16 protein-coding genes and 4 tRNA genes are annotated in these 18,740 nt (G+C 58.4%); 10 read left to right on the plus strand and 10 right to left on the minus strand.

Annotated elements, in window-relative coordinates:
• Positions 1 to 26 precede the first annotated feature (26 nt).
• The 4 genes from JOD50_RS09465 to JOD50_RS09480 all read right to left on the minus strand — a co-directional run bounded on the left by JOD50_RS09465 (position 27) and on the right by JOD50_RS09480 (position 3,063).
• Positions 27 to 683, minus strand: a complete 657-nt coding sequence (locus tag JOD50_RS09465) for an ATP-dependent Clp protease proteolytic subunit (RefSeq protein WP_204881338.1) — start codon at positions 681 to 683, stop codon at positions 27 to 29.
• Between the two features lie 25 nt (positions 684 to 708).
• The gene (locus tag JOD50_RS09470) at positions 709 to 1,302 is read right to left on the minus strand and encodes an ATP-dependent Clp protease proteolytic subunit (protein ID WP_204881634.1); all 594 of its coding nucleotides are present in this window, start codon (positions 1,300 to 1,302) and stop codon (positions 709 to 711) included.
• Positions 1,303 to 1,560: 258 nt separating this feature from the next.
• Positions 1,561 to 2,889: a trigger factor gene (gene tig, locus JOD50_RS09475; RefSeq protein WP_204881339.1), complete on the minus strand. Its 1,329-nt coding sequence runs from the start codon at positions 2,887 to 2,889 to the stop codon at positions 1,561 to 1,563.
• A 100-nt stretch (positions 2,890 to 2,989) separates the two neighbouring features.
• A tRNA-Pro gene (locus tag JOD50_RS09480) sits at positions 2,990 to 3,063 on the minus strand.
• A 284-nt stretch (positions 3,064 to 3,347) separates the two neighbouring features.
• Between JOD50_RS09480 and JOD50_RS09485 the strand changes: the two genes are divergently transcribed.
• Positions 3,348 to 3,418 (plus strand) — tRNA-Gly (locus tag JOD50_RS09485).
• A 117-nt stretch (positions 3,419 to 3,535) separates the two neighbouring features.
• Here the strand turns inward: JOD50_RS09485 and JOD50_RS09490 are convergent.
• Positions 3,536 to 4,009, minus strand: a complete 474-nt coding sequence (locus tag JOD50_RS09490; protein WP_204881340.1) for a ribose-5-phosphate isomerase — start codon at positions 4,007 to 4,009, stop codon at positions 3,536 to 3,538.
• A gap of 187 nt (positions 4,010 to 4,196) precedes the next feature.
• Here JOD50_RS09490 and pepN point away from each other — a divergent pair, with 187 nt between their 5' ends.
• From pepN to JOD50_RS09505, 3 genes are all read left to right on the plus strand, one after another.
• Complete coding sequence (pepN, locus tag JOD50_RS09495) at positions 4,197 to 6,794, plus strand: aminopeptidase N (protein ID WP_338052097.1); 2,598 nt, start codon at positions 4,197 to 4,199, stop codon at positions 6,792 to 6,794.
• A complete protein-coding gene (locus JOD50_RS09500; RefSeq protein WP_204881341.1) occupies positions 6,788 to 7,312 on the plus strand; it encodes an OsmC family protein in 525 nt (174 codons plus the stop codon). Before pepN ends, JOD50_RS09500 begins: the two co-directional genes overlap by 7 nt.
• 139 nt (positions 7,313 to 7,451) lie before the next feature.
• Positions 7,452 to 7,826, plus strand: coding sequence for a globin (locus tag JOD50_RS09505; protein WP_204881636.1), 375 nt, complete (start codon positions 7,452 to 7,454; stop codon positions 7,824 to 7,826).
• On the opposite strand, the gene JOD50_RS09510 is transcribed toward JOD50_RS09505, so the two are convergent.
• Positions 7,823 to 8,503 carry a DUF8185 domain-containing protein gene (locus tag JOD50_RS09510; protein ID WP_204881342.1) on the minus strand — a complete coding sequence of 227 codons (681 nt, stop codon included), beginning with the start codon at positions 8,501 to 8,503 and terminating at the stop codon, positions 7,823 to 7,825. The genes JOD50_RS09505 and JOD50_RS09510 overlap by 4 nt on opposite strands.
• 120 nt (positions 8,504 to 8,623) lie before the next feature.
• Between JOD50_RS09510 and JOD50_RS09515 the strand changes: the two genes are divergently transcribed.
• On the plus strand, positions 8,624 to 9,517 hold the full coding sequence (locus tag JOD50_RS09515; RefSeq protein WP_204881343.1) for an acyl-CoA thioesterase: 894 nt from the start codon (positions 8,624 to 8,626) through the stop codon (positions 9,515 to 9,517).
• 137 nt (positions 9,518 to 9,654) lie between these two features.
• On the opposite strand, the gene ettA is transcribed toward JOD50_RS09515, so the two are convergent.
• Positions 9,655 to 11,337, minus strand: coding sequence for an energy-dependent translational throttle protein EttA (gene ettA / locus JOD50_RS09520; protein ID WP_204881344.1), 1,683 nt, complete (start codon positions 11,335 to 11,337; stop codon positions 9,655 to 9,657).
• A gap of 187 nt (positions 11,338 to 11,524) precedes the next feature.
• The gene (locus JOD50_RS09525; RefSeq protein ID WP_204881345.1) at positions 11,525 to 12,046 is read right to left on the minus strand and encodes a single-stranded DNA-binding protein; all 522 of its coding nucleotides are present in this window, start codon (positions 12,044 to 12,046) and stop codon (positions 11,525 to 11,527) included.
• Positions 12,047 to 12,231: 185 nt separating this feature from the next.
• Between JOD50_RS09525 and JOD50_RS09530 the strand changes: the two genes are divergently transcribed.
• Positions 12,232 to 12,305, plus strand: a tRNA-Arg gene (locus JOD50_RS09530).
• 41 nt (positions 12,306 to 12,346) lie between these two features.
• Positions 12,347 to 13,003 (plus strand): LbetaH domain-containing protein, encoded by a 657-nt coding sequence (locus JOD50_RS09535; RefSeq protein ID WP_204881346.1) that lies wholly within the window; start codon positions 12,347 to 12,349, stop codon positions 13,001 to 13,003.
• Positions 13,004 to 13,022: 19 nt separating this feature from the next.
• Here the strand turns inward: JOD50_RS09535 and JOD50_RS09540 are convergent, their stop codons facing one another.
• Positions 13,023 to 14,117: a (p)ppGpp synthetase gene (locus JOD50_RS09540; protein WP_204881347.1), complete on the minus strand. Its 1,095-nt coding sequence runs from the start codon at positions 14,115 to 14,117 to the stop codon at positions 13,023 to 13,025.
• Positions 14,118 to 14,314: 197 nt separating this feature from the next.
• Positions 14,315 to 15,985, minus strand: a complete 1,671-nt coding sequence (gene mptB / locus JOD50_RS09545) for a polyprenol phosphomannose-dependent alpha 1,6 mannosyltransferase MptB (RefSeq protein ID WP_204881348.1) — start codon at positions 15,983 to 15,985, stop codon at positions 14,315 to 14,317.
• A gap of 85 nt (positions 15,986 to 16,070) precedes the next feature.
• Here mptB and orn point away from each other — a divergent pair, with 85 nt between their 5' ends.
• The 3 genes from orn (at position 16,071) to JOD50_RS09560 (ending at position 18,724) form a co-directional block, all read left to right on the plus strand.
• Complete coding sequence (gene orn / locus JOD50_RS09550; protein WP_204881349.1) at positions 16,071 to 16,724, plus strand: oligoribonuclease; 654 nt, start codon at positions 16,071 to 16,073, stop codon at positions 16,722 to 16,724.
• A gap of 156 nt (positions 16,725 to 16,880) precedes the next feature.
• Positions 16,881 to 16,953 (plus strand) — tRNA-His (locus JOD50_RS09555).
• Positions 16,954 to 17,218: 265 nt separating this feature from the next.
• Positions 17,219 to 18,724: a DUF1846 domain-containing protein gene (locus JOD50_RS09560; protein WP_204881350.1), complete on the plus strand. Its 1,506-nt coding sequence runs from the start codon at positions 17,219 to 17,221 to the stop codon at positions 18,722 to 18,724.
• Positions 18,725 to 18,740: the final 16 nt, after the last annotated feature.

The raw sequence follows: 18,740 nt of genomic DNA on the forward strand, positions 1-18,740 counted from the left end.
TGGGGCGGTTCTTATGCGTTTCTTAGTTATGAACGCGTCACCTTACGCGAGGTCACAACCTCGTCAATGAGGCCGTATTCCTTAGCACCCTCCGCAGTCATGAACAGATCGCGTTCAATGTCCTTGTCGACCTGCTCAGAAGACTGATTCGACAGGTCTGCAAGCGTGTCAGCGAGCCACTGACGCATACGCAAGACCTCATCGGCCTGAATCTGAAGATCAGTCGCCGTGCCGCGTTCGCCGCCGCCCATCGCAGGCTGGTGAATCAGAACGCGAGCGTTCGGCAACGCAAGGCGCTTGCCTGGGGTACCTGCGGCCAGAAGCACCGCCGCGGCAGAAGCAGCCTGCCCAAGGCACACCGTCTGAATCTCCGGGCGGATGAACTGCATCGTGTCGTAGATAGCGGTCATCGCGGTGAACGAGCCACCCGGCGAGTTGATGTACATCGTGATGTCGCGCTCAGGGTCCATCGATTCGAGGACCAAAAGCTGAGCCATCACGTCATCGGCGGACGCGTCATCGACCTGGGCGCCCAAGAAAACGATGCGGTCTTCGAACAGCTTCGCGTATGGGTCCTGGCGCTTGAAGCCGTATGGGGTACGTTCCTCGAACTGTGGGAGGATGTAGCGGTTTTCTGGAAGGTTGCCCGCTGCCCCAGAGAAGTTCTGTGGATCAAAGTTCATGAGTTCTCCTTAGAAGACGTTGGGCTTAGTTCTGGACGCCGCCGGTGCCGGTCACGGACGATGCGTTCACAGCGATGTGGTCGAAGAAACCGTATTCCTTGCCCTCTTCAGCGGTGAACCAGGAGTCGCGCTCGTTGTCCTTGAGGATGCGTTCGAGTGGCTGGCCGGTCTGCTCCGCCGTGAGTTCGCTCATGACCTTCTTCATGTGCAGAATCAGCTGAGCCTGAATGCGGATATCCGATGCGGTACCGCCGATGCCGCCCGATGGTTGGTGCATCAGAATGCGAGCGTTCGGGGTTGCGTAGCGCTTGCCCTTAGTTCCGGAGGACAACAGGAACTGACCCATGGAAGCTGCGAGACCGGTAGCGACAGTCACGACGTCGTTCGGAATGAACTTCATCGTGTCGTAGATCGCCATGCCCGCAGTGATCGAACCACCTGGAGAGTTGATGTACAGGTAGATATCAGCTTCAGGGTCCTCTGCTGAGAGAAGCAACAGCTGGGAGCAGATCGTGTTCGCGATCTTGTCTTCAACCTGGCTACCCAGCCAAATGATTCGTTCCTTCAGCAAACGCTTGTAGATGTAATCTTCCTGCAATGCCGGGTCCACGGAGGACATGCTCGGCGTTTCAGAGCTCGTCATATTTCTCCCTCTCTGTGAGGTCCTCAGAGGCAGACCTGAAATGGGTCCACGTGAATTGCTTGCTAATGACATTACATAGGGGGTCGTTGCTATTTACCGGGAAAACGGCGTGTTTCGCTCACGGCGTGAGTACGCTCGCTAGAAGCGGACAGGTTCTGGAAACCGTTAACCTCCAAGCATGAGTTTGGCCCCGCTAGATGATCTAGCGGGGCCAAACTCAGTGGATACAGAGAATTAGTTCTCCTCGGAAGCTTCCTCGGCGTCCTTCTCACCTTCCGGAGTCACAAACTCAGTGAGGTCAACATCCTTGCCGTCAGTGTCCTTGACCTTAGCGGCCTCGAGAACCTTGGCAAGAGCCTTACGGCGGCGTACCTCACCTACGACCGCCTCGATCTGGCCGCCCTGGCCCAGCATCTGCATGAACTGCTGTGGGTCCATACCGTACTGCTGCGAGGTCTGGAAGATGTACTCGAGCAGCTCGTTCTGCTCAACACCGATCTCTTCTTCGTCGGCAATCTTGTCGAGGACAATCTCAGCACGGAACGCCTTCTCGGTGTTCTCTCGAACTTCCGCACGGTGTTCCTCGGTATCGTGGTCTTCGTCCTGGTTCGGAGAGTTGAAGTGAGCTTCAACCTGCTCCTCGATGACGCTCTCTGGCAGGGCGACCTCGACCTTTTCCAGGAGTGCGTCGAGAGCCTTATCGCGTGCTTCAACACCCTGCTGCATCACGGCGTCCTTCTCGGCGCCTTTGCGCAGAGATGCACGCAATTCTTCGACCGTGTCGAATTCGGACGCCAACTGAGCGAACTCATCGTCTGCCTCAGGCAATTCGCGTTCCTTGACTGCGGTCAGGGTGACCTTGACGGTCGCATCCTCACCAGAGTGCTCGCCACCTGCAAGCTTGGTCTCGAGTGCAGCATCCTCGTCAACGGACAGGCCGATCAGAGCCTCGTCGATGCCCTCGAGCATCGTGCCGGAACCGATCTCGTAAGACAGGCCCGTTGCCTCGTCAACGGTCTCACCGTCGATGGAAGCGGAGATGTCGATCGTCGTGAAGTCGCCATCCTTAGCTGGACGATCAACAGACTTGAGCGTGCCGAAGCGGCCGCGAAGCTCATCGAGAGCCTTCTCAACGTCTTCGTCCTTGGCTTCACGTGGCTCAACAGTGAGCTCGATGCCCTTGTAGTCAGGCAGCTCAATCTCTGGGCGAGCTTCAACAGTGATCGTCAGGGAAACGTCAGCTTCCTTGTCAGCGTCGTTGAGCGACGGTGCCTGCTGAACCTCGACCTCAGGGCGGGCGAGCGGAACAACACCGGTCTCACCGAGAGCCTGCTGGTAATAGGAATCCAGCTGGCTGTTCAGAGCGTTCTCAACCACGTATTCGCGGCCAACGCGCTGATCAATCATCACTGCAGGAACCTTGCCGCGGCGGAAGCCAGGAACCTGGATCTGCTGGGCAACTTCCTTGTAAGAGGCATCCAGAGCCGGCTTGAAGTCGACAAACGGGACCTCGATGTTCAGCTTGACCCGAGTGGGCGTCACACGCTCGAGCGAGGTTTTCACTATGCTGATGCTCCTGACGTCTAGTCAATTATGAAAGTGATTCAAGTAAGGCCCGCCGTCCGAAGATTCGGCTGGCGGGCCTTACAAGATAGTGAAAGAGTCGGGATGACAGGATTTGAACCTGCGACTTCACGCTCCCAAAGCGCGCGCTCTACCAAGCTGAGCTACATCCCGTTATCAGGCACCGATCCATCTAAGCACATCTCTGCGCCAAAACGAAATCGTACCCTATTCTCGAATGATCCTTGAAGTTGATTCCGAGGAGCCTTGCTCCCCCGTCCGCTTCAGGACCAGTGATCACTGTATACGACGATTTTGATTTTGCGAAATCGTCCGTTTCCTACCGTGTGTTTCTAGATCAGGCCGCATCCGAAACACAGCGGCTGAGGTGTGCAAAATTTTGGTGAACTCGATGTCGCTGTTAGAGTGGTTCAGGTCGCTTCACTGAAGCGAACGACGCGGGTGTAGCTTAATGGTAAAGCCCTTGCCTTCCAAGCAAGTTACGCGAGTTCGATTCTCGTCACCCGCTCTGGAAGAAAAGTATTCGCCCGGAACGCAAACATGCGTTCCGGGCGAATACTTTTAACCGCGGATCGTTTTAGCTGCGGTCAGAATCGTCTGACATCAGATCTGCAGTGCTCCATCGCTACATCTGAATTTCGCCGGTGGTTTCGTAGGTGCCGATCTTGCCGATACGGCGGACGTGACGCTCGTCACCTGGGAATGGCTCAGCGATGAATGTGCGAATCAGCTCCGTTGCCTCATCGACGGAATGCTGACGGCCACCAACAGCAACCACGTTCGCGTTGTTGTGCTCACGCGCAAGCTTCGCAGTCTCTTCGTTCCAGACGAGCGCCGCACGAATGCCTTTAACCTTGTTCGCCGCGATCTGCTCGCCGTTACCCGAGCCGCCCAATACGATCCCCAGCGACTCCACGCCCTTCTCCCAGTCATCAGCCACAGCGACTGCCGCGTTGATGCAGAATCCTGGGTAGTCATCGAGCGGGTCGTATTCCTGTGGACCGTGGTCAATGACTTCATGGCCGTCCTCCCCTAGAACCTTGATCAGGTGGTGGCTCAATTCGAGTCCAGCGTGATCTGTAGCGATGTGGATGCGCACAATTCCTCCATGGCAACGTGTCCGATAGTCTCCACGGTTTATTCTAGGCAGGAAACACGTCTACACACCTGGTCAGAATGCGCCTCGAGTGGGAAACTGTTCAAAGATGCCTTGAGATCAGATGCATGGAGATCATGAGTCTGCATGGTCAAAGCGCTGAATGAATCGTAGATTAGAGGAGAAACCTGTGCCCGGAATTAATCTCACCCGCGACGAAGCGATGGAACGCTCACGTCAGCTAGTGGCCCAGACCTCAAACATTCACCTGGATCTCACAACCGGCAGCGAAACCTTCCGCACTAAAGCCACCATCGCATTCCGGGCGACGCCGGGTGCTACCTCATTTATCGACGCGATCACCGAGCGCATCCACTCCATCAACCTCAACGGGCAACAGCTCGACCCGGCCACGCACGCAGATGAATACCGTATTCAGTTGCCAGGGCTTAAGTCTGACAACGTGTTGGAGATCGACGCGGACTTCCGTTATTCCTCAACCGGTGAAGGTCTCCACCGTTTCGTCGACCCAGTTGATGGCGAGGTCTACCTATATACCCAGTTCGAAGTGCCAGACGCCCGCCGCGTCTTCCCTACTTTCGAACAGCCTGACCTCAAACAAGCCTTCAGCTTCACAGTCGATGCTCCGGCCCACTGGACAGTCATTTCCAACCAGCCGACCCCGAAGCCTGAGCCGCTACCGGCTGAACATGGTGCAGAAACCGATACCGACGTCGCGCGCTGGGTCTTCCCGCCCACGCCACGCATATCTTCCTACATCACGGCGATCGTCGCCGGACCTTATGAAGGAACCACCGACGTCTATAGGGCCGAAGACGGGCGTACCGTTCCGCTCGGCGTGTACTCCCGCGTATCGCTCGCGGAATATGTCGATGCCGATAATCTCTTCGCAACCACGAAAGCCGGCTTCAAGTTCTTCGAAGAACAGTTCGGCACCCCGTACCCGTTCACCAAATACGATCAGATCTTCGTGCCAGACTTCAATGCTGGCGCCATGGAGAACGCCGGTTGCGTCACGATCCTCGAAGACTACGTGTTCCGTTCCAAGGTCACGGGCGCGCTGAGGGAACGCCGCGACATCACCGTCCTCCACGAGCTGGCTCACATGTGGTTCGGGGACCTCGTGACGATGCGCTGGTGGGATGACCTGTGGCTCAACGAATCCTTCGCAGAGTTCATGTCGCACCTGTGCGCGGTTGAAACCGGAGTGTCCCCGCATGCATGGACGACCTTCGCCGCCTCGGAGAAGACGTGGGCGTACGCGCAAGATCAGTTGCCGACAACCCACCCGATCACCGCAGATATGGTGGATCTCGATGCGGTCAACGCGAACTTCGACGGCATCACATACGCAAAGGGCGCCGCGGTTCTAAGGCAGCTCGTCGCCTGGGTTGGCCAGGAATCCTTCATGGAAGGTGTACGCGGTTACCTCGCGGAAAACGCGTGGGGCAACGCTGAGCTCAAAGACCTTCTTGGTCACCTCGAGAAAGCTTCTGGCCGTGACCTGAGCGGCTGGTCCCAACAATGGTTGGAGACGTGCGGGGTCAACACCATCAGCGTGGAATACGACATCGATGAAGACGGCTACCTCACTGACTTCACCGTGACACAAACCGCCTGCGAGGAGCACCCGCACCTACGCAAGAAACATATCAAGGTCGCTTTCTACACATTCGACGGGGCGAATAAGCTCAATCGCGACCTGGTCCTCGACGTCGATGTCGACGGCGAGACAACGGTCGTCGAGCAGGCCCAGCGAGTGCCAACTCCGGACCTTGTTCTGTTGAACCATGGCGACCTGGGCTTCGCGAAAATCAGGTTGGACTCGACTTCGCTCGAAACCGTTATCCAGCACTTGTCTGGTCTGGAAGATCCGCTCGACCGAGTTGTTGTGTGGTCAGCCTTGTGGGACGCAACCCGCGACGGCGTGCTCCCCGCTACCACGTTCGTCGACACCGTCTTGACGCACCTCCCGGCAGAAACCGACGCAACGCTTGCCAACTTCTTGCTCCGGCAGCTTGAGTACGCGCTCAAGCACTACGTGCGTCCAGCGAAAACAGACACAATGCTTCAGCGTGCCGGCAACGTCTTGTGGGGCGCCGCGCAGGAAGCTGCCAGCGGTAGCGACATGCAATTCCAGCTTGTCAACGTTTTCGCTCGCCTAGCCAACAGCGATGTTCAGCTCGGCATCATCGAAGACCTCCGGAGCGGCGAAAGCTCGCTATCAGGGCTCGAGATCGACCAAGACCTTTCATGGAATCTGCTCATCTCACTCGCAGCTGGCGGGCGCATCGGCGAAGCTGACATCGACGCCGAATACGAGAAAGACACCTCCGCTAACGGCGCGATCAGCGCACACACCGCCAAAGCCGCGCTACCAACACCTGAGGCCAAGCAGGAAGCTTGGGATGCGATGGTCAACGAGCAATCGCTCACGAACACCCTGCAACGCGCCGTGATTCAGGGCTTCAACCGTTGCCAGGATGAACAGCTCTTGGCTCCATACGCTGAGCTTTATTTCGAGAACCTTGCATCGATGTGGGACGACGCCAGCTACGAGATGTCCCAGCGTCTCGTAACAGGCCTCTACCCGTACTTCGCAGCAACCACCCCAACGCTCGAGGCTACTACCCACGCGATCGAAACCCTCGCGGCCGAAAAGCCGGGACTCAAGCGACCGCTTCTCGAAGCCCGGGACGGTCTCGAACGCATCATTGCCGCACGCAAAGCTGACGAAGCCGCCAACCATGCAAAGGCTACGTGCTGAAGCCACATACGTTCGAGGTGAGCGTTTCGTGGGAGGTCGGCGACGGTGACCCGACGACCTCCCTGCGCGCTTTCTCGCGTGATTCGGTAGCGACCACCCCAGGCATCGAGGCCCAAGCCAGTTCCTCAGCGGGTGCTCGCGTGGGACTCGAGGTATCAGCAGCCAAGGCCTTCTTCGGGGACCCCAGCAAGTGGAATCCTGAAACGCTCCTCCTTGCTGCGCTCGGTCAATGTCACCTGCTGTCGTTCCTGCGTGCCGCAGGCGTTCGCGGATATGAAGTCACGCACGCCACCATCGATGTGAGAGGCGAGCTAGCGCTCTCCCCCGACGGCTCAGGCCGCTTCACTTTCATCGAGATGCAGCCGGCGAGCAGCATTTCAGGGCAGGATCCAGAAACCGACGCGGAAACCTACTCTGAACTCCACGAGCAAGCGCACACCTGGTGCTTCATCGCCAACAGCATCTCGTGCGAGATCGCTGTCCAGCCCGATACCGGCGGCCTACAACGCGTACTCTGAAGAAGCCGACGCGACCACTTGAGAGAATGCAGTTATGCAGATGAACGAAAAACCTACCCCTGGCGTTGAACAGCGAGAATTCAAAGGCGCTATCCTGTTGGGAAACGTGCGTCCAGCAAGCCTCAACAGCACCGAGGCCATGGTCGGTAGCGTGTATCACCAGCTCGGGGAAAAGAAATTCGAAGACCTCGTTGCTGCCTTCTATCGTGGGGTCGCACAAGACGACGTCCTGAGGGCCGAATACCCCGAAGAAGACTTGGGGCCGGCAGAGATCCGTTTGCGGATGTTCCTAATCCAGTACTTCGGCGGCCCCAGCACCTACTCGGAACACCGCGGCCACCCGCGACTGCGTGCCCGCCACTTCGCGTTCAAGGTCAACCGAGACACCCGCGAACGCTGGCTCAAACACATGCGAGCCGCGATGGATGAAGTTTCTTTACCGCCCGCTATCGATGCGTTGATGTGGGACTATTTTGAGCGCGCTGCCACCGCGATGCTCAACACCGCCGATTAGCTCAACCCAGCACGGTAGAGAAGAGTTCCGCCGTGGCACGACAACCGACGCCACATCCCCGAGGTGAAGACGCGCGAACGCTGGCCCTGCGCCACAAACCCTAACGCCTGGGCGGTAAATGCCGCCCCAGCAAGCATGGGCGCCAAATGATCATCCTGCGGAACCACACCTAACTCGCCCAACGTCTGACCCCACACAGCGTTCCGAGCCTGCACGACAACCGGCTGGCCAGGATGATCAGGCAACGAATCATTCACGATCCGCGCAACCTCAGCCCCCGCGTCGTACACCGCATCATCAACGACCGTGCCGCCAGATTCCCACTGCGCCTGCAACGGAACCAGCGACGTCCAAGGAGCGTTCACACGCTGTGGCGGAACCCGCAACTGACCCCGCCCAGCGTTCACAGCCCGAGGCATACGGTCACGCAACTCAGCCAACGGAACCACAACATCGAGCAGCTCAGTCTGCTGCGTCAACCGCACACCACGCTGGGCGATGATGACCGGCGCCGGGTCCGTCAACATCAATGGGAACGAGAACGCCGTATGCAACGCGGCGACCCGCCCACGAGCAACAATCCGGCACACGCCATCGCGGATACCTGCCGACCTCTTGAGGAAGGTATCAACATCGTGAAGGTCGGTCGCATCAGACAAGATCAAACTATTGGCCACCCTCCTAGTGTGCCAGGGGCCGCGAACACACAGTGTGCCAGGGCCCGCGAACACACGGCCTCCGGCTATGATCTGAACAACAGAATTCATCAAGACCACCACTATGGAGGGTCATATTTCATGACATCGCCAACCGATGTGCTCAAGAACTTGCTGGATCTCACCGAACCCGGCGCTCAAACCCACGAAATTATCTCGGTGGGACACACACCTAAAGTGGGGCCGGCGCGTGTTTACGGCGGTCAGGTTTTGGGTCAGGCTGTTGTTGCGGCGCAGCGAACCGTAGCCGATGACCGGCCGATCCATTCGCTGCACGGCTACTTCCTGCGCCCAGGCGATCCTCAGAAGCCCATCACCTACGGTGTTGCAGAGCTACGTGACGGCCGTTCGTTCAGCGCGCGTCGCGTCAATGCGTATCAGGATGGTAAGCCGATCCTTTCGATGTCGGCTTCCTTCCAGACGCCAGGTTCCGGGCCTTTGTTCCAGGACACGATGCCCGAGGGTGTTCCAGCTCCTGAGGACGTCCCTACGTTGGATGAGGAGCTCGCACATATCGACCATCCGTTGAAGGACATGGTTACTAAGTACCGACCTTTCGACCTCCGGTATCCGGGCGGTTCTTTGTATGTTCAACCAGCTGAGCCTCCGGAGCGCCATCTGGTCTGGATGAAGACTCGCGCGGACCTTCCTGATGATCCGCTACTGCATCGGGCGGCTTTGGCCTTCGCTTCCGACTTCACACAGGTTGAGACGGCGCTACGTCGCATGGGAGTTTCATGGGTTGGTCTCGACCGTCTTGGGGCTTCGTACGCGAGCCTGGACCATTCGATGTGGTGGCATCGCGATGCCCGTGTGGATGAGTGGCTACTGTTTGACCATCACGCTACGACTGCGCAGGATGGCCGTAGTTTGATCCGTTCTTCTATTTTCAACCGCGATGGTCAGTTGGTCGCGTCGGTCGTTCAGGAAGCCATGATTCGTTTGCCTGAAGATCAGGAATATCCGCTGGCTTAGCGAATATCCGCTGACCTAGCCACAACGAATATGTTGCAGGCTTCTTCGCAAGACAATTATTAACGTTGGCGGGCCCACACCGTGAAGTGTGGGCCCGCCAGTGTTTAAGGTTTCGCGGACGTTAGCCGCGGAGCGTGTTAGTCGCGGGTGAGGCGACGGTGCGTCACGCGGGTTGGACGTGCAGCCTCTGGGCCGAGACGCTCAACCTTGTTCTTCTCGTAGTCCTCGAAGTTACCCTCGAACCAGTACCAGTTTGCTGGGTCTTCGTCGGTGCCTTCGTAGGCGAGAATGTGGGTTGCAACGCGGTCGAGGAACCACCGGTCGTGGGAAATGACCACTGCACAGCCAGGGAAGTTCTCGAGAGCGTTTTCCAGCGAACCGAGGGTTTCGACGTCGAGGTCGTTGGTCGGCTCGTCAAGGAGCAACAGGTTACCGCCCTGTTTGAGGGTCAGCGCGAGGTTGAGGCGGTTACGCTCACCACCGGAGAGCACGCCGGACTTCTTCTGCTGATCCGGGCCCTTGAAACCAAACGCGGATACGTAGGCCCGCGATGGCATCTCGACTTCACCAACGTTGATGTAGTCGCGGCCGTCGGAGACGACTTCCCACACGGACTTCTCTGGGTCGATTCCAGCGCGGTTCTGGTCAACGTACGCGAGCTTGACGGTTTCGCCGACCTTGAGCGAACCTTCGTCGATCTCTTCGAGTCCAACAATGCACTTGAACAGTGTCGACTTACCGACACCGTTCGGGCCGATCACACCGACGATGCCGTTGCGTGGCAGCGTGAAAGACAGGTCGTGGAACAGCGTGCGCCCGTCGAAGCCCTTCTTGATGTCGTTGGCTTCGAGTACCAGGGTGCCCAGGCGTGGGCCAGGTGGGATCTGGATCTCTTCGAAGTCGAGCTTACGCATCTTCTCGGCTTCGGCGGCCATCTCTTCATAGCGGGCCAGACGTGCCTTCTGCTTCGACTGACGGCCCTTCGTGTTGGTACGAACCCATTCGAGTTCGTCCTGGAGGCGCTTAGCGAGCTTGGCGTCCTTCTTACCCTGGACCTCGAGGCGTTCACGTTTCTTCTCGAGGTACGTCGAATAGTTGCCTTCATATGGGATCAGGCGGCCGCGGTCGACTTCTGCGATCCACTCTGCGACGTGGTCAAGGAAGTAGCGGTCGTGGGTCACCGCAAGAACAGCGCCTGGATAAGTCTTGAGGTGCTGCTCGAGCCACAGGACAGACTCGGCGTCGAGGTGGTTAGTCGGCTCGTCAAGCAACAGCAGGTCAGGCTTCTGGAGCAGCAGCTTACAGAGAGCAACTCGGCGACGCTCACCACCAGATAGATGGGTCACGTCAGCATCCGCCGGAGGTAGCTGAAGCGCATCCATCGCTTGTTCAAGCTGCGAGTCAATATCCCACGCATCAGCCGCATCGATATCTGCCTGGAGCGAGCCCATCTCTTCCAGAAGAGCATCGAAATCAGCGTCAGGCTGGGTCATCTCTTCAGAGATCTGGTTGTAGCGCTGAAGCTTCTCGTAGATCTCGCCAACGCCTTCCTGGACGTTACCCAGAACCGTCTTCTCTTCGTTGAGAGGCGGTTCCTGCAACAGAATGCCCACGGTATAGCCGGGGCTCAGGCGGGCTTCGCCGTTGGATGGCTGATCAAGGCCCGCCATGATCTTCAGGATCGTGGACTTACCGGCACCGTTCGGGCCGACAACGCCAATCTTTGCGCCCGGGTAGAACGACATGCTGACATCGTCAAGAATGACTTTGTCGCCCACCGCTTTACGGGCTTTGACCATGGTGTAGATGAACTCCGCCATGTTTCCTTTCGGTTGCTGCTCCGCCACAAGAAAACGCATCCTGGGCGCGCGGACAGGGCCGCGTTTGGCCAAGGTCCATTCTAGTCCCCTAGCTGCGGCCCTGTCGCACTGTGCTTTAGAGGCGTGCCTTAGGAGGCGTCCGCGTCGCTCCTTACGGTCCGCTTCGACGGATTCCCGCCGCAAAGCGTCAAGCAGTCAGGCGTGCCGTAGCGTCAGCATCCGCGTCGTCTTCCACAAGCGTCGTGGCGCCGAAATCATCGAGACCTTCGACTACAGCGGAGAATGGGTCCGCGCCTGCACTTGGAGAGTGGCCTTGATCTTCCCCGTTGTTGGTGTCGGCGTTGCGCTTTGCTTGAGAGGTGCGCACATACGTCGCTGTGCCAAACAAGAGGTCTGGGCCAACCGCATCCGCTAAGACTTCTACAGCGGTTCCCGTGCTGTTGTCTTCCCGCGTGTATTGACGCACTTTGAGCCGTCCGGAAACCATGACGCGGTCGCCTTTAGATAGCGAACACATCACGTTAGACCCCAAGTCACGGAATGCAGATACCGAATACCAGTTGATGCCGGTTTCTTCCCATTCCTGGGTCTCGCGGTTGAAACGAGACTCAGGGCACCCCATGCGGAAAGAGGCGACCTTGAAGTTGTCGTGGTGCTTGAGTTGAATCTCGGTTGCTACGAATCCTCGTAGTGTCACGTAATCGCTCATCGTGCGCTCCTTATTCTCGTCAGCTGGTTTATGAGCTCTTGCAGTTCCAGCGTCGCGAAAACCCGGTTCAGAAAGATGCGCTCGTCTGAATATGTGGATGAAGCCCAGTGAGTTGGGCGGTGTGAACAATGGATCTACCCGTTATGCTGAGATGGTTGCCTCTATAACAGCCTCTGAGGCATCGGGCCTCCGTAGCTCAGTTGGATAGAGCAGCAGACTTCTAATCTGCCGGTCGCGCGTTCGAGTCGCGCCGGGGGCGCTAACCGCAGTTTTGGTTCTGTATGAGACAGGGAAGGGACCATGAAGCAGCACAACAGCGATAACGTCTCGTTCAACGGTGGCGCGTCCGAGAACGCATCGGACGACCACCATGACTTCCACAGCTCACCCCTGGACAGTCGCGGCAATTTCGTTGCCCACGACAACACGCTTCCTGACGATGCTGTGCTCACGTTTGAGGGCCGCAACAACCGCGTCGTCATCGACGGCTCGGTCCCACTGACTGGTTTGAAGGCTCACTTCCTGGGCGATAACGGCCAGCTTGTGATCGGTTCGAGCGATCACAGCCTCAACATCGAGGTTGTTGTCGCCGAGAACGCGAACGTGGTCATCGGTGAGAACGTCGCTACCGATGGCGCCCTCACGATCAATACTGTTCCGGAAGCGCGTGTAGCTATCGGTTCAGGATGCTATTTCCGTGCGGAGGCTTCGATTGATGCCGATGCGGCTGCCTCACTCGATGCCTCGAGCGAGAATGTCGTCACGATTGAAGACCGTGTTCTGGTCACGGGATCGGCCATTCAGTTCCGCGCAGGCGCGCACGTCGGTGCAGGGAGCATCCTCGAGATGACCCCGATCGTTGACGAGGCCATCCCTGAGGCCTCGCTGGTTCGCGGTCTCCCCGCGACCGTGGTTCGCAAGGCCAGCTGGTCCCGCGAGCACTTACCGCGCGGCTAACAGCGTCTGCCTGCAGCCGCTAGTCGGCTTGCATCCCTCGCCTGCGGTAGGTACGAATCTGCTGCAGGCGCCGCGAAAGCGATGCACGACGTCGTGGGTCGTCTTGCGCGGTGAGGTCAAGGTGGTTATAGCCAAACTTCCACAGCAACAAGTCGTCGAGAAGACGGTCTGGCCCTGGCGAGAACCTGTGGTCAAGCGCTTGACGCACGTGTGTGATTGTTGCGGCGTCCAACAGAGAAGCGAGACCCTTAGGGGTCGTGATGTTGTGCGAGGCCAGTAGTTCCCGCGCCCACTCCCAGTCGGAGTCTTCTTTGTACTCGAGGTGAGGCCACATCGTCGACCACACTTCACCGATCAGTTCGGAGGTCAGCTCCTCGCCGCCAACGCCGTTCGCGTCCCAGAACGCGAGGATGCGTTGGTGCCGCTGGTCGATGTCGGTAAAGAGGTGCTCAACGGAATCGAGCATCGCGGCCGCACCCGTGAATTCGCGGTCGAGGTAGGGTGTCCAGGCTTCAGAGTTGCGTCGTTTGAAACGGATTTCGTGTTCGAATTCGCTCCACGCGTGGGTAAGAATCGTGCGGATCTGGATCTCGAAGACGAACGGCAGCACTCGTTGCGGGTGCCGCGCCTCGTAGTCGGCGACGGTCTGGTTGTCTTTGGGCCGCACGATGAGGTGCCTGGAGGAATAGCCGTATGTTCCGGTTTCGACGGAGCCGGTTTCTTTCTCGCGGTCTGATTCGATGTAGAACTCGTTGCGGCACCGTTTGATGATCTGTGCCGCGGCCCTGACCTGGCGCGGCAACTGAACGATGACACGGATCCCGACGATGTCGTGCATCATCGAGATCGGGTCTGGGAACTCGAGTTCCCGTTCTTGCCCTTCTTCGCCCGAGTACACGGTGCGGGAGGCCTTCTGCCTAAACGATTCAACAGATTTAGTGCGGGCCGCGACGAAAAGCGGACGCACGTCCGTGTCGTTGAAGATCTGCTTGATCTGCACTCGGAGTTGTTCGGTGATGACTTCGAGTTCGGGCCGCATTTCGCGGTATTCGTCGATATAAGCGACGACCTTTTCCCGGAGGCGGTCATCGAGTTCTTTCCATGCTCTCGTCACCAGTACTGCCAGCTCCTTCAAGCGGTATCCCGAGTCCAAACGATCTCACGAGCTCAAGCACTTTCGTTGAACGTATGTGCCTTGAACAGTCCGGCGCGCAGGCTCAGGCTGTTGGTGGCACCCGATCAACAGTACCTGCGAAACCTGAAGGTTTCATGAAGGGTGTTCCCTACTTGCGGGTAGTGAGGCGCTGTGGATTACCAAACTCGTTCGTCGATGACGCGCGGGCTCCGGTAACGGAGGGCCGCGAACTGAGAGACAGACCATGGCGCCAGTGTTGGCATGACGATGCTCGCGTCGGCTGGCTTGCGTATGTCGGTCCACGTCGGCAGTTTGATGAGTTTTCGCTGCGTACGAGGAAAGGCCAAAGCGGTGACGCTGATGGCTGTTGCGACCAATATGAATACGGCCTGGAACCCGCCGAGCTCTTGCCATGGCGGCAGGGAGATTTGGGTTGAGGTTGTCCAGATGACGTGAAGGGTGCTGCCCCAAACAATAAGCTGCTCGACGAAGCCGAAATACGCCTTTCGGCACAGCAGGAACGGGAGGATCCAGTAGAAGTACCAAGGCTGGATGACAGGATTCAGAAGGCTCGCCGCCATGAGCACGAGCCCAGCTGAGGTGAGCGGTGAAACTTTTGGACGGGCAAGCGCGAGCCATCCCGCGAGTCCGATTGCGATGAGTTTGCCGGCCGCATAAAAGAGGCTTTGCGCGATGAGCCCCGCCTGCGTTCCTCCTGCCAACGAGACGAGGTGGCCAAAGCCGAGACCGAGTAGGCCGAATGGCGCAAACGGGAAGATGGCCATACCTTGCCCGGCCATCGCGGTGATCCATCCGAACCACGTGCCGGTGAGCCCACCAAGTGCCGTCAGAACAACGGTGACAGTGATGCCCGTGACGATCCAGCACATCCAGCGACGACCCCATCGTGCGTTCTTGCCTGCCCATGTGAGGCCGAGGAACGGTAGACACAGCACGACGATTGGTTTGATCGCGATCGCGCCAGAAGCGAGAAGCAGTCCGGCAAAAGTTTTGCCTCGGCGCATAGCTACGAAGGCCCACAACATGAGCCCCACCATGAGTGCATCATTGTGGCCTGAGGCGATCATCGAGTACAAGAACAGAGGCGAAGCTGCGGTGAGCCACTGAATCCATGCCGGGTTTACGCCGTGATCTCGGCTGAGCTTAGGGATGATCTTCATGAAGATGATGACCCCGACAAGCGCGACGAGCCGGAAGAGGAACAGCGCGATGTCCGGGTTGCCCCATGACACGAGAGCAACGGCAGCCGCGATGATCAAGAACAGTGGGCCGTAAGGCGAAGCCGACTCAGCCCAGACAGATGCCGCTCCCTGCCCAAACCATCCGGGGACCTGCGATACCCAGTCCGTATAGGGATTCTTGCCCAGCGTCAGCAGGCGCCCCTGGGCGAGATAGGAGTACATGTCGTTGCTGAAGATCGGTGGCGCAAAGAACCACGGCGCGCTCCACAGGACAACGATGCGGGTCTGGATGTGGTGGCCGTCGGCAAGCGGTAAACGGCGGGCTAACTGAATCCAGGCGTGGCTAGCTAGACCCACTGCTACTGCTAGGCCGAGGACTGCCGCCCAGAGCACGGCGTCGTATGCGCGAAGAGCATTCACGAATGTTGAACCGGTCAGGGTGGCTTCAGGGACATTGGCGGTGAAGCCGATCGCCCAGGCTGACAGTGCACCGAGAACAGACGCGATGAAGCCGACCCACACGCTCGTGCTGAGCCTGAGCGCGTCCGGGAGAACCCGAGCGCGCATGCGAGACAAGAGTGAACGCGTGGACCTCACCTGAGAGGAAGGCTGCGCGCCTTGAAGCGCATCGGTTTCTTCGCGCATGGGCTCCCCCAATCAGCTCGAGGTCAAGATCGATTGCAGACAGCGTGTTCAACAACTGTGCTCACCTAAGGCTACGCTGAGTTGTATGGATTCTCGTTCTCATTCTGCAGTGGTGTCTGATCAGGTTGCTCAGCCCGGAACCGTGGCCTCACAGTCGTCTCCTTCCTCGGGACAGCGCACGCTTAGCTCCGGTGATATGCCGTTGGTGTGGATCGATTGTGAAATGACGGGGCTCGATGCGGTCAACGATGCTCTGATTGAGGTCGCTGTCATCGTCACTGACTCGCAGTTGCAGCCGGTCGATGACGGTATCAGCGTCGTTATCAAGCCGCCTGCTGGAGCGGTTGAGAAGATGGATAACTTCGTGACTCAGATGCACACCAACTCCGGACTGCTCGAGGAGATTGACGGCGGTGTATCGATGGAGGAAGCGCAAGCCACCGTTCTGGGCTACATCCAGAAGATCGTTCCTGAAGCCGGCATCGCTTTGTTGGCCGGTAACTCGGTAGGCAACGACCGCCTTTTCCTGGCTCGCGACATGCCGGAGGTCATCGACCACCTGCACTACCGCATCGTCGATGTGTCCTCCATCAAGGAGCTGGCCCGCCGCTGGTATCCAACGGATTTCGATGCGGCACCGGCTAAGACTGGAAACCACCGTGCTCTTGGTGACATCCAGGAATCGATCGATGAGCTCGCCTACTACCGCAGCGCTATCATGAAAAGCAACGACGCCTGAAAAACAACGACACCTGGGGCATTTGTGTTGCCTTCGCCACGAATAGACCCTCAGGATTAGGTTGCCAACACTTTAACGTGTAGAGTCTCTCCTGTTGCCTCAATCCGGTTCACTGCTGAACTGCACTGAACTGAACGAGGAGAACAACTGAATATGGTGGGTGTAGCTCAGCTGGTAGAGCGTCTGGTTGTGGTCCAGAAGGTCGCGGGTTCAAGCCCCGTCACTCACCCAGAAGGGAATGTCCCGGAAGGTTTCGCACCTTCCGGGACATTTGTTTTATGGCCAGTGTGAATCTCGCGGAGCCTGAGTCACGCACAGAGCGGCCACAACGCCACGCGTCATTCTGAAGAAATGCTACCCACGCTCCCCTTGCGGGGTTAGACTGTTCCTCTGTATGGCCCAGGCCCGCATCCAATGGCGGACTGCTGGGAGGGTGCGGAACTTGTGGCTATGCCGCAATCGAATCACCCCGACAGTTTGGAGGATGCAGCATCATGTCCACGCAGTTCCAGCGCAAAGTCGGGTTCGACCCCCTCCGTTACATCCAGCTCCAGTCCAAACACATCGCTGAACGCCGCGAACACATCGGCGGCAAGCTGTACCTGGAGATGGGCGGCAAACTCTTCGACGATCTCCACGCTTCACGCGTGCTGCCAGGCTTCACCCCTGACAACAAGATCCGTATGCTTCAGACGCTGACCGACGAACTCGAGATCCTGGTCACGCTCAACGCTAAAGACCTCGAACGGAACAAGGTCCGGGCCGACCTGAACATCCCTTACGAAGAAGACGCTCTCCGTCTGATCGATGCGTTCCGTAATATGGGTTTCCTCGTTGAGCACGTCGTTTTGACGCGATTCGACGAATCCAACGAGGCCGCCGAGCGTTTCAAGGCCCGCCTCATCAAGCTCGGCCTCAAGGTCGCCGTGCACCGGACTATTCCCGGCTACCCAGATGACACCGACCAGGTCGTATCTTCCGATGGCCTGGGCCGAAACGAGTACGTCGAAACGACGCGCGACCTCATCGTGGTCACGGCTCCAGGTCCGGGTTCCGGAAAGCTTGCAACGTGCCTTTCGCAGATCTATCACGACTACCAGCGCGGAACTAAGTCGGGTTATGCCAAGTTCGAGACCTTCCCGGTCTGGAACTTGCCGCTGAACCACCCGGTCAATCTCGCTTACGAGGCAGCAACGGCCGACCTCGACGACGTCAATGTGATCGACCCATTCCACCTCGCCGCATACGGTGAGCAAGCGATCAACTACAACCGCGACGTCGAAGTCTTCCCGCTCTTGAAGACCCTGCTCGATGAACTCGCTGGCGGCTCGCCGTATGAGTCCCCTACCGATATGGGCGTCAACATGGTTGCTGACGCGATCATCGACGACGACGTGTGCCGCGAGGCCGCTAAGCAAGAGATTATTCGCCGCTGGTACAAGGCCCGCGTTCAAGAACGACGCGAGGGTCTCGACCCGATCTATTCGCGCCGTATCTCGCTCGTGATGGGTAAGGTCGGATGCACTCCGGAAGACCGCACGGTGGTCGCTCCGGCGCTCAAGCTAGCTGAAGAAACCGATGCCCCGGCATCGGCTATCCAGCTGCACGACGGAACGATCATCACCGGCAAGACCTCGGCATTGCTCGGAACGTGCTCCGCTACCCTGCTGAACGCGCTCAAGCACCTTGCTGGATTGCCCAAGGAAGTGCAGTTGCTCGCGCCGACGTCTATCCGACCGATCCAGTCGCTCAAAACCGAGCACCTCGGCTCGCAGAACCCGCGGCTGCACACGGATGAAGTGCTCATCGCGCTGTCGGTCTCCGCGGAACGCGACCCGAACGCACAAGCAGCTCTGGATCAACTCCAGGCTCTGCGCGGATGCGATGTCCACACGACCACGATCCTCGGATCCGTCGACGAAGGCATCTTCCGTAACCTCGGCGTCCAAGTGACCTCCGAGCCTGAGTTCCAGGCCCGGGGCGTCTACAACAAGCGCTAACTCTCACAGCAACCCA

This window comes from Pseudoglutamicibacter cumminsii, assembly GCF_016907775.1.
Lineage (GTDB): Bacteria > Actinomycetota > Actinomycetes > Actinomycetales > Micrococcaceae > Pseudoglutamicibacter > Pseudoglutamicibacter cumminsii.

Excerpts from the sequence above, each read along its gene's own strand:
- JOD50_RS09560 (WP_204881350.1), top strand. The coding sequence starts at position 17,219 with ATGTCCACGCAGTTCCAGCGCAAAGTCGGGTTCGACCCCCTCCGTTAC.
- JOD50_RS09515 (WP_204881343.1), top strand. The coding sequence starts at position 8,624 with ATGACATCGCCAACCGATGTGCTCAAGAACTTGCTGGATCTCACCGAA.
- JOD50_RS09465 (WP_204881338.1), bottom strand. The coding sequence starts at position 683 with ATGAACTTTGATCCACAGAACTTCTCTGGGGCAGCGGGCAACCTTCCA.
- JOD50_RS09505 (WP_204881636.1), top strand. The coding sequence starts at position 7,452 with ATGGTCGGTAGCGTGTATCACCAGCTCGGGGAAAAGAAATTCGAAGAC.
- JOD50_RS09535 (WP_204881346.1), top strand. The coding sequence starts at position 12,347 with ATGAAGCAGCACAACAGCGATAACGTCTCGTTCAACGGTGGCGCGTCC.
- mptB (WP_204881348.1), bottom strand. The coding sequence starts at position 15,985 with ATGCGCGAAGAAACCGATGCGCTTCAAGGCGCGCAGCCTTCCTCTCAG.
- ettA (WP_204881344.1), bottom strand. The coding sequence starts at position 11,337 with ATGGCGGAGTTCATCTACACCATGGTCAAAGCCCGTAAAGCGGTGGGC.
- JOD50_RS09525 (WP_204881345.1), bottom strand. The coding sequence starts at position 12,046 with ATGAGCGATTACGTGACACTACGAGGATTCGTAGCAACCGAGATTCAA.
- JOD50_RS09470 (WP_204881634.1), bottom strand. The coding sequence starts at position 1,302 with ATGTCCTCCGTGGACCCGGCATTGCAGGAAGATTACATCTACAAGCGT.
- orn (WP_204881349.1), top strand. The coding sequence starts at position 16,071 with ATGGATTCTCGTTCTCATTCTGCAGTGGTGTCTGATCAGGTTGCTCAG.